10 protein-coding genes and 1 pseudogene are annotated in these 8,915 nt (G+C 44.7%); 7 read left to right on the forward strand and 4 right to left on the reverse strand.

Annotated features, from left to right (window positions below):
- From QUB35_RS37695 to QUB35_RS37710, 4 genes and pseudogenes are all read right to left on the reverse strand, one after another.
- Positions 1–185 (reverse strand): annotated as a pseudogene (locus QUB35_RS37695) (helix-turn-helix domain-containing protein); the annotation flags it as partial.
- A gap of 102 nt (positions 186–287) precedes the next feature.
- Positions 288–2,282 (reverse strand): DUF5906 domain-containing protein, encoded by a 1,995-nt coding sequence (locus QUB35_RS37700; RefSeq protein ID WP_333148034.1) that lies wholly within the window; start codon positions 2,280–2,282, stop codon positions 288–290.
- Positions 2,283–2,345: 63 nt separating this feature from the next.
- Positions 2,346–3,512, reverse strand: coding sequence for a DUF3854 domain-containing protein (locus tag QUB35_RS37705; RefSeq protein ID WP_333148016.1), 1,167 nt, complete (start codon positions 3,510–3,512; stop codon positions 2,346–2,348).
- 211 nt (positions 3,513–3,723) lie between these two features.
- A complete protein-coding gene (locus QUB35_RS37710) occupies positions 3,724–4,653 on the reverse strand; it encodes a hypothetical protein (RefSeq protein WP_333148018.1) in 930 nt (309 codons plus the stop codon).
- Between the two features lie 143 nt (positions 4,654–4,796).
- Here QUB35_RS37710 and QUB35_RS37715 point away from each other — a divergent pair, with 143 nt between their 5' ends.
- The 7 genes from QUB35_RS37715 (at position 4,797) to QUB35_RS37745 (ending at position 8,860) form a co-directional block, all read left to right on the forward strand.
- Complete coding sequence (locus QUB35_RS37715; protein WP_333148020.1) at positions 4,797–5,372, forward strand: hypothetical protein; 576 nt, start codon at positions 4,797–4,799, stop codon at positions 5,370–5,372.
- A 3-nt stretch (positions 5,373–5,375) separates the two neighbouring features.
- Entirely contained in the window at positions 5,376–5,753 is a 378-nt protein-coding gene (locus QUB35_RS37720; RefSeq protein ID WP_333148022.1) for a hypothetical protein, read from the forward strand.
- A gap of 1 nt (position 5,754) precedes the next feature.
- The gene (locus QUB35_RS37725; RefSeq protein WP_333148024.1) at positions 5,755–6,078 is read left to right on the forward strand and encodes a hypothetical protein; all 324 of its coding nucleotides are present in this window, start codon (positions 5,755–5,757) and stop codon (positions 6,076–6,078) included.
- Positions 6,071–6,262 (forward strand): hypothetical protein, encoded by a 192-nt coding sequence (locus QUB35_RS37730; RefSeq protein WP_333148026.1) that lies wholly within the window; start codon positions 6,071–6,073, stop codon positions 6,260–6,262. Before QUB35_RS37725 ends, QUB35_RS37730 begins: the two co-directional genes overlap by 8 nt.
- A gap of 72 nt (positions 6,263–6,334) precedes the next feature.
- Positions 6,335–6,823, forward strand: a complete 489-nt coding sequence (locus QUB35_RS37735) for a hypothetical protein (RefSeq protein ID WP_333148028.1) — start codon at positions 6,335–6,337, stop codon at positions 6,821–6,823.
- A 4-nt stretch (positions 6,824–6,827) separates the two neighbouring features.
- The gene (locus QUB35_RS37740; protein WP_333148030.1) at positions 6,828–7,793 is read left to right on the forward strand and encodes a hypothetical protein; all 966 of its coding nucleotides are present in this window, start codon (positions 6,828–6,830) and stop codon (positions 7,791–7,793) included.
- Between the two features lie 74 nt (positions 7,794–7,867).
- Positions 7,868–8,860 carry a hypothetical protein gene (locus QUB35_RS37745; RefSeq protein ID WP_333148032.1) on the forward strand — a complete coding sequence of 331 codons (993 nt, stop codon included), beginning with the start codon at positions 7,868–7,870 and terminating at the stop codon, positions 8,858–8,860.
- The last annotated feature ends 55 nt before the right edge of the window (positions 8,861–8,915 follow it).

The raw sequence follows: 8,915 nt of genomic DNA on the forward strand, positions 1-8,915 counted from the left end.
CGCCATAAGCGAGCCATCTGTCGGTTAATCTCTAGGCTTCGGGCTATTTCACGATGGTTTTGACCATCTGATGCCATGAGAATTATTTTGGCTCGTAGCACTAGCTGTTGGGGCGTTTTGTGTTTGTCGATCAACTTCTGAAGTTGATGACGCTCGCCATCGCTTAAATTTAATATTTTAGGCATTAATAAGGCCATCTCTGACTCCTCGATCACCCACCTAAACGGGTCTCAGCTAACTATGTTCTTCTACCACAAATATAGTCTGTGTACTTACGCCGAGCTGTACTAGAGCTTGCGTAAGTCCTCCGGCTTCAACCAAGTTGTGTATCCGCCACTATCCGGGAGGGAGCAACAAAGTTCGTTCTGGGCGTTAGCTCCCTCAACTGTTAGCACGACCCCTTTATACTGTTCCGCAAACTTAGCCCCGACATATTGAACCGATGTGCCTTTAGTCAGGTCAAAATCCCTTAAGAGACGGATATTGAGACTTTCCTCCTTAGTAAAAGCTTTAGCAAAAAAGCCCCTTACTTGCAGCCCCGACGCAGCGACACGCTCCATAACTTCTTTTGCATCTTCCCGGCTGCCTTTAGCTATTGCCTCTCGCATCTGGTCTGCTAGTTTTTCGCCACGAAATTTACTTTGTGCGGTTGCAGGACTTTGGGGGGGGTTTGCAGGACTTGATGCAGGACTTGATGCAGGACTTAAATCCTTGTCTTGTATAGGGTTTGCAGGACTTGCAGGACTTAAAGGGGTAACTTTCTTTACTTCTACTTTTTCCTGGTTGTCCTGGTTTTGACTTTCCGGTTCACCTTGCTTTTTCTCGGTGTTTTCACAATTTCCCAAAATGTTTGGAGGTAAGTCCTGCAAGTCCTGCAAATCTATATCCTGTATGGGCGGAAGTCCTGCAACAAGTCCTGCAGAAGTGCTGCTAGTGCTGTCAGAAGTCCTGCAAAGCGGTGCTAGTTGTTGGGAGTAAGTAGGGTGATAATCATTTTTACCCCTCAACCTTAAACCGACAAAAGTAACGTGACGACCGCTCCGATCGCGAACGACTGGCAGGTGCAGTTCAGTGCAAAGTTTCTCTAGACCCGGCGAAAAAGTTGTCAGGCTCATCGCAGGTTTTTTAATTTCCTCACAAAAATCTTTATAACTGTCAAACAGATCGCCCGCACGGGTTTGTGCGCCGTCCTCAACAATTAGCTCCATCTCGAAGAACGCGGCCAAGCTATCCATCCGTACTTTCATATCCCATTCAGCAGCCTTGAAATCTGCAATCTCAGCATCACCGATACCCTGAATTGCCTGCTTTACCTCACTACTGGGGAGTGAAAGTGCGATCGCGATTAGCGCCCCTATTTCCGGATCGAAGCTGGCTTCCATCTCTGAATTCCGCAAGTGTTTGGGAATGGCGTTTTCAAAATTAACCAGACACAAGCGCCGCTCTAGCCCGGTGGTATTTCCCATGAAGATAGGGTCATTGCTACAGATAAGGAGTAGTCCATAAAAGTGTGCGCTTGCCACTGGCTGGTACACTTCCCGGTAGTTGACGCTATCCCCACCAGTTAGCCGGAGAATGCTATCAACTCCCACGGGTTTACGTTCATCGCCAAAAACTACTAATTGCTTGTCAATAATGCTGGCAATAGTTGAGCCGTCTTTTAGGCTGTCAAGACTGCAAGGTTGGGTATTATCCTTCCCTACTACCTTCTCTATTAACCGAGCGCAAGTACCCTTGCCGGAACCAGGAACCCCGATAAAGTGAACAAACTGCTGATATCCGTGAAAGCTAAACCGGAGACAACTATTGATGATTGCCAGTAGCTTGAATATTTTCTTGGCGTCACCCTGCATCGCCGTCCGGAAAAATTTGTGGATACTAGGGCAGTTCACCCGTAGTGCTTCCAAGGGGTCACTTAGATCGCCTGTTAGTGGCTGGTAGGGAAAGGGTAAATAGGAAGTAAACCCCATGCCGGGTGAGTGTGGCAAGGTTCCAAGGGTATCGCCGTCGAGTACGCAATTCTCGAAATTGATGTATCGGGACTTATCCCATGTTTGCCAGTAAACCTCTCGCAGGTAACACTTGAGCATCTCAATGACGTTATTAACGTACTCAATCCCGCTGTAGTTTACGCCCTTTGCGTCCAACGTAGTGACAATCAGGCTTTTAAACGGCCCTGGTTTTATCTTTTCCCAACACTTGCCAGTCCATCCCCGCCATGTTTGCTGTTCTTCGTGGTATTTCCACTGGGGGCGATATTCTTCGGCCAGTTGTGCTGCAATCTCGCGCGGTGTCGGTGTTTTTTTACTCCGAGTTGTCGAGCTGGTGTCACTTGTGTCAAGCGATTAAACTACATTGCTAGCTTTCATCAACACCGCCCTGAAGGCCTCAATCCCTTGATTATTGATGAAATCATCCATCCCCTTGCCGTCCTCGTGGTTCCAATTGCCTGTAACCGATAGTACCTCGCAGCCATAGGCTTTCAGGTGTTTAGTGAGGGTTTTTTCGGCACGGCGGACATTTTTTACGGTTTCCACCTTCTCAGGTGGATCGGAATCGTAAGCGATGATAAAGTTAAGACCCGCTTCAGCTAATCGTTTCAGCCCTGGTATCAAGTCGGGTGTACCCTTTGCCGCTGGTGTTAGGGCTATGTCAACTCCCATTACCGCTACCGTAGGGATATCCCACATACAGCCTTTTATTGCCTTTATGCACCCCTCGGTAATGAGGAGGTACGGTTTGCCGTTAATGGTGAAGCATCGGGCTTTAAGGGCTTCTAAATCAGTCCAGTACGTTTCGATTTCTGGATGCTTGGCAAGGAAAGCATCATATTCACCTTTAGGGAACTGTCCACCCCGTTCGTAGTGGGTAAGCAACCGACTGTAGGTGATGCCCGACTTCAAGTCCCCAAAGTGTTTGGCGTAAGCGTAAAGCCCTAGCTCTTGCGCTTCTTGTACCATTACCAATTTATCCTTTGGGGCGGTTCGCCGTTCGACTACCTTGTAGTGTTGCGTCATCCTCACCGGTTCCGGTAGTGGCTCATATGCCTTTTTTGCGATCGCTTCGAGGCACGTTAGTACCCGCAGCACCTCGGTAGTTGCTGGCATCCAACAGGCCAGCTTAAGTACGGCCCGTGGGGGCAACAGGTAGTTGAGGTGGGGTTTTCCTATCCAGCAGATACCGAGTACGGGTTCCGAGTGTTCAATGAAGGTTTCGGGACAACTGAACAAGCCATCCCCTACCAGTTGTGGTTCAAAGTTGCGGATTAGGCGATCGGTAGTTTTTGGCTCAACGCCATAAAGGGCATCTACCTGTTCCGGTAATAGCACGGGAGCCTGGTAGTAGTACAACCACGGCTTAACGCCAGTACCGATATCAATGCAGGCGAAAGCCTCGGTGTGGCGGATACCATCAAACACGGCGTCTCGATACCAACGGAGTGCAAGGGGCTTATCCCACGAATAGTTAAGACAAGTCGATCGTGGGGCACGCGAAGCGGACTGTTGTGACATAATAATAAAGCCAAAGGCTCTGATACAGCCAGAAGCAAATGCCCCGAAAGTGTTAGTACCACCGTAGGGGCCTTCTGTTACTTACGACGATCGCACCAAAACTCACTTCACGTCAACCCTTAAAATCAGTCATATTCAGTCTATTTTTACAAGTAGCCCCCTACAGTAGGGGGCTACTCTAGGAAATGCACACAGATACTAGCAAATACTCTCATTTATAAAGTACGATATTTTTTTTAACCAAAGGGATAGGTTTGTTCAGTAAAGGTAGTTTAAGTACGGCCCGGTCAAACTCGCAATCAGCCAATGGCCGACGTTCATCTGGTTTCACTTTTTCCCCTACCACAATTATTTCCTTAGTCTGTTTTGCGTACTTCGTAGCAGACGTGCTCACACTCTCATTGAAGCCGTCTTTGTCGGGTAGCGCGTCAAATATTTTCAGTATTGCCGTAAATAAAGCTATCCCATCCTCCTTGTTCCTCACATAGGCATATCCTTCTAAGCCTTGTAAGCGAGCAATTTGACCACTATATGATAGACACTCTTTGCCTTTCTTCCAGATATACTTGGTGTCACCAAAAATAGTTTTGATTTTATTAGCCCAATCTTTGATGTCCGCAGGTGTCACGAGTTTTGCGAGTTTGGTTTGAGCGATTTTCGGATCGTCAGTAAAGCCCGCGCATCGTATCCACTTAACCCCTACTTTTTTATCAGGACTAACGAAATAAAGCTCAATTAGTGGAAAGCCTCGCAGTGGCGGTTTGCTACCTTTACCAGATACAGCACCAGCACCAGTACCTTGTTGGTATCCGATAGCAGTGATGTGGTGGATGATATCGCGGGTAGTACCCGAAAGTATGTAACTGGTAGTTAGGTCTTTTTCGTCTGGGAAAAATTCAAACACTTTACCTGTACCGATTCCCCTTGGGGTGATATCGAGATATTTGGGTGTCACCCAACTTTCTTTCCGAAAGTTAGTTACAGCTTGATTGCGTAATGGAAAACCCTTGCGGTACTCTTTCCACCATTCATCAAAATCAATACCACCGCTGGCGATTAGTTCGTTTATCGCAAAAAGCAGGGAGGGTTCCCCTTTGTTGCTGTCGAGAGTGAGACGTTTAGTGGTAGGTTTAGTGGTCACATTTAAAAATAGTAAACAATCATGCGTTGATTTTAGCTCAAAAAAAACTGTGTAAACCTATAGGGGTTCAACATAGCTTCTGGATCAAAAATAAGTTGTTTTGCGAGCTATATTAAAAAATAAGTATTTTAGGAGAAATGGTTATGGGTAGATTAGCTTTTTTAGTTGGTTACAAGGGACAAGACCCAAGCGAAAAACCTACTGATGCAACACTAGAAAGTTTAATTGGAACTTTTACGTGCACTTCTCGTGTTGCGGGTTTTCTTGGCATTGTAGACAAGCAATACGTACCGTCAGGCGAAGCTAACCGGGACAGAAAGGGTTACACAAAATCCGTACTTAATGCCGCAGGAGTAGCTACTGATGTCGTAGTACCTGCGGGTAAAATTAGTTACACACCAGACGCAAGCGCGAGGGCTAGAACAGTAATACTAAAAACGGGCGCATTAGCAAAAAAAACAAAACGTACTGTCTCGTTAACTTTTCCTAGTGCAATGACTGTTGCACAAATCGGAGAAGCGCTTGCCGAATATATTCCGGATGGAAAGGTTCAGCGAACTGGCACCGCTCCTAGTGCAACTGAAATTTATCCCCAGTACACCATTAAAGGCGGTAGAACCTATCCACTACCTTTAAGCGCAACTGCGGAAACGTCTACCAGTGTAGACGCGCCTAGCACTACCGCAGAACAAGCAGCTTTGTTGGCTAAAGCTAAGTAATAAATGAATTTCACATTCAATCAGGATTCGTGGAATCAAATTTGGGGGTTAAACTCAATACCTCCAGACGACAATAAGTACACTCGCGTTACTTGCCCTGTTTTACTATCCACCCCCGCTGTGGCGATAATGTTTTCTTTACCGGGTGCTGTCATCGATCCTTGGCGGTGGGGTGGATACCTTAGCAGAGAAGTAAATAGTGGTTTAATCGTAGGGGGGAGCAATGACGCCAAGTTTGATAATTCATTTAAAATCTACGTGAACAGGTTGCAAATAATCACTTACCCCCAAATAGTCAACAATTATACCTTAATTTTTGATGCTAATTACAGTGGCAATGTTTCACTGTTTGCGTGGGAGTATACAGGAGGAATAAATTGAGGTGACAACAAAAGAATTATTAGAAATAATCATTCTAATTATTGGTGGCGGTGGGGGAGCAGCAACGGCTGGTTTTGCTTTTGCGATGAGCAAGTACAGTACCCGGTTAGAAAACTTGTCCCTTCAAGTTGAAAAACACAATTTCAGTTACGGTCGAAAGATGCAACAGAATATCGATAATTTGGTTGTCGAACTAGGGATACTCAAGTGTGATATTCGGGATATTAAAGGGGTGCTCATGCGCGATGGAGTGTTACACGATCGAGCGGGCTTTCCGAATGAAAATATCCCTTCTCGCACCGATTGGACAATAGAAGATGCTTGAGATTGACAGGTACGCTTACCGATTTTTGATGTTCTCGCTTTGCACAAGCGCGGTAGGGGTTACGTTTGGGGCTTTATCGATCGGGCTAAAAGCAGCGGGTGATGCACCCGTAAACCTGACGACGCTGGCAACTACCCTGTTCGGTTTTGCGATCGCACTTGCAACCAAGGTCAAAGGAAGTTAGTTGGTTTCTTAGTGCATTTCCTAGAGTAGCCCCCTACTGTAGGGGGCTACTTGTAAAAATGAAGGTAAAAACATGGCAACAGTGACGCCGGGATACAATTCAACAATAAATGCGACGACTATCGAGGGGCAATTGTGGCAGTTGGTACACTTAATTAACAGTGCCGAAAAAGGCTTAACCGCCCAAAAACTCAATATAACCAAAAGTGACGAACAGATTTTAGAAGGGGATTTTACGATGCCCGGTACCGTGACCTTTGAGGAGTATAGTGGCATCTTTACTGACAAGGCTGCACCTTACTTGTCAACACTCACTTTTGAACCTGGTAGTGGTGGAACGATAAAAGGTACAACCTTGAGTCAATATTTTATTGATGTGGTTCAATACATAGTCTATTGGCAAAATCAATCAGCTAAAAACCCTAACAATCTAACTAACTGTACGTTAAAGTTCGACTACAATTCCCTTGAATATTCGGGTAGTATAACCTTGCCTTACACGTCCGTGATAGGGGTAAACGGCACAATTACCGAAACTGCAACAGAATGGTTGCTAACTTAAAAATATGGCTGAAAGTAAAATCTGGGGAGTAACGATTGAAGATAGCGCTCTCGCTTTTTCGACTGAAGGGATAAACCCTGGTAAATGGTTGAAAGAGTCAGCTAGTGAAGCGATTTCCGTTATCAAAAAAGGGGTTCAAACGGTTGTTGAATTTGGGAAAAGAATATGGGAAGGGGGAAAGGAATTACTGGGAGCGATCGCACGTGGGGATTGGGAATTGTTTGGTCAATGGCTCAGGGATGATCCGCTAGGGTTTTTAGCTGGAGGTGCTGCGGTAGCTGTCGCAGGATGGTTTATTGGTAGTGTCACTGGTTTGACAGCTATTGCCAGCGGTGGCATCGCATCTATGTGGGGTGCTTTAGGCAGTATCAAGCTTGGGGGAGTAGCGCTTGGGGCTATGCTCCCTACCCTGCAGCAAGCAATCGTGGGAACAACCAACACAGTCCTCAACGTTGACTGGATAAAGTCTGATAACGCTATCCTTGCAGAACTAAAAGCTGTTCATCTGTCGTTTATGAATACGTTCGGAGAGTCTGTTGGGCGGTTACTTGTAGGGATGTTTCTCGGTGGAGGAAAAGGCAATCCTAAGTTAAAAATAAATATTACTGGTGCAGCAGCAATATCTATTCAAGCGGAGCAAGATACCGGAAACAGTATTACTGAAGAATTGATTGACGAACTTTCAAACCTAGCTAACGTATTTATTCGATATGCGCGTAATCTTGCAGCAAAAGTAGGGTACATGAATTTACGGAAATATGCACGGGAAAATATCCGTACTGGTAATAAAGCAATTGACAGTAAGATTGCTAATTGGGGGTTGCAAGACGGTCAATCCTTTGTTATCAATCAAAAAATTGACGACAAAATTGAAAAAATTACTGAGACTAACGCTGAATTAGGTAACTTTCTTGAAGGCTTCAAAGAAGGGGCTTTGGATGGATTCAACGAATTCGTTGTAACAACCTAGTATCTGCCAGCATTTTTACAAGTAGCCCCCTACAGTAGGGGGCTACTCTAGGAAATACACACCAAAACAAACCAATGGGCATCAAAACACGTACTTTTCCGATTTCTGTTAAACCTACTACTACAACAGCCATTACAGAAGTATTCCATCTCAGGGGTATGACTATCGACCCCGATGATGAACTGGGAATATATTTAGAGGCTATCTACTGCAATGGTTCACTTGCTTCATTTCAATTGTTCCGTTTCCCCGATTTTGACGGAGATGAAACAGAAGCCGAAAAGTTAAGTAAGTTTACGACTGCGGAAAATGCTTCCCAAAAATTTGGTTTAAAACTCCTTACCCGAAAAACAGGTGAAACGGGATGGAGAGAAAAAGCTGAAATTATTATGGTAAATCGGGGACGTAAGGATTACTTTGACTTGCTCAATCCCTACCTAAGTAAACAAGCGGTACGCATCTTAGAGCAAAATGATGAAATAGCTATTCAACTTGTAGATTATGGATACGGACTCTTAAAAGATAATGATTTTTTAGAATTAGAGTTTGCAATTAGAATTGAAAGCGAAAAAAAAAATAACGAGATAGAACAACTAAGGCTCGATTTAGAAACAATTAAATTAGCAATTGACGGTAGATTGACGGAATTACCAGCCAATACCTTATTGGGACGCGATGCAACTACGGGTACGGTACAGCAGATACCTCAATCTCGGTTCGCCAAACCAGCGGATATTGACACCGCAATATTCAACTTAATCGGTAGCGCGCCGGAAACATTAAATACTTTAGATGAGTTAGCACAAGCATTGTCGGATGATGCTAATTTTGCGGTATCAATATTCAATCAGATAGCTTTACGATTAGTTGCCGATAATAATCTATCTGACTTAAACAACAGGCAAACCGCATTAAATAATATATCTGGCGGAATTACTTCTGGTAATTTTTTAAGAGGAAATGGCAATAACATTTTATTGTCCAATATTCAAGCAAGTGACATTCCAACCTTAAACCAAAACACTACTGGAACTTCTAGTAATATTACCAGGGTAAACGCATCTTAACTGGAACCCAAAATATGCTACAGTTAAATCCGACTAAATTTCAATGTAGTTTGTT

This window comes from Microcoleus sp. B13-B6, assembly GCF_036705405.1.
Lineage (GTDB): Bacteria > Cyanobacteriota > Cyanobacteriia > Cyanobacteriales > Microcoleaceae > Microcoleus.

Coding starts and splice junctions, on each gene's coding strand:
- QUB35_RS37705 (WP_333148016.1), bottom strand. CDS start 3,512: ATGTCACAACAGTCCGCTTCGCGTGCCCCACGATCGACTTGTCTTAAC.
- QUB35_RS37715 (WP_333148020.1), top strand. CDS start 4,797: ATGGGTAGATTAGCTTTTTTAGTTGGTTACAAGGGACAAGACCCAAGC.
- QUB35_RS37720 (WP_333148022.1), top strand. CDS start 5,376: ATGAATTTCACATTCAATCAGGATTCGTGGAATCAAATTTGGGGGTTA.
- QUB35_RS37730 (WP_333148026.1), top strand. CDS start 6,071: ATGCTTGAGATTGACAGGTACGCTTACCGATTTTTGATGTTCTCGCTT.
- QUB35_RS37735 (WP_333148028.1), top strand. CDS start 6,335: ATGGCAACAGTGACGCCGGGATACAATTCAACAATAAATGCGACGACT.
- QUB35_RS37740 (WP_333148030.1), top strand. CDS start 6,828: ATGGCTGAAAGTAAAATCTGGGGAGTAACGATTGAAGATAGCGCTCTC.
- QUB35_RS37745 (WP_333148032.1), top strand. CDS start 7,868: ATGGGCATCAAAACACGTACTTTTCCGATTTCTGTTAAACCTACTACT.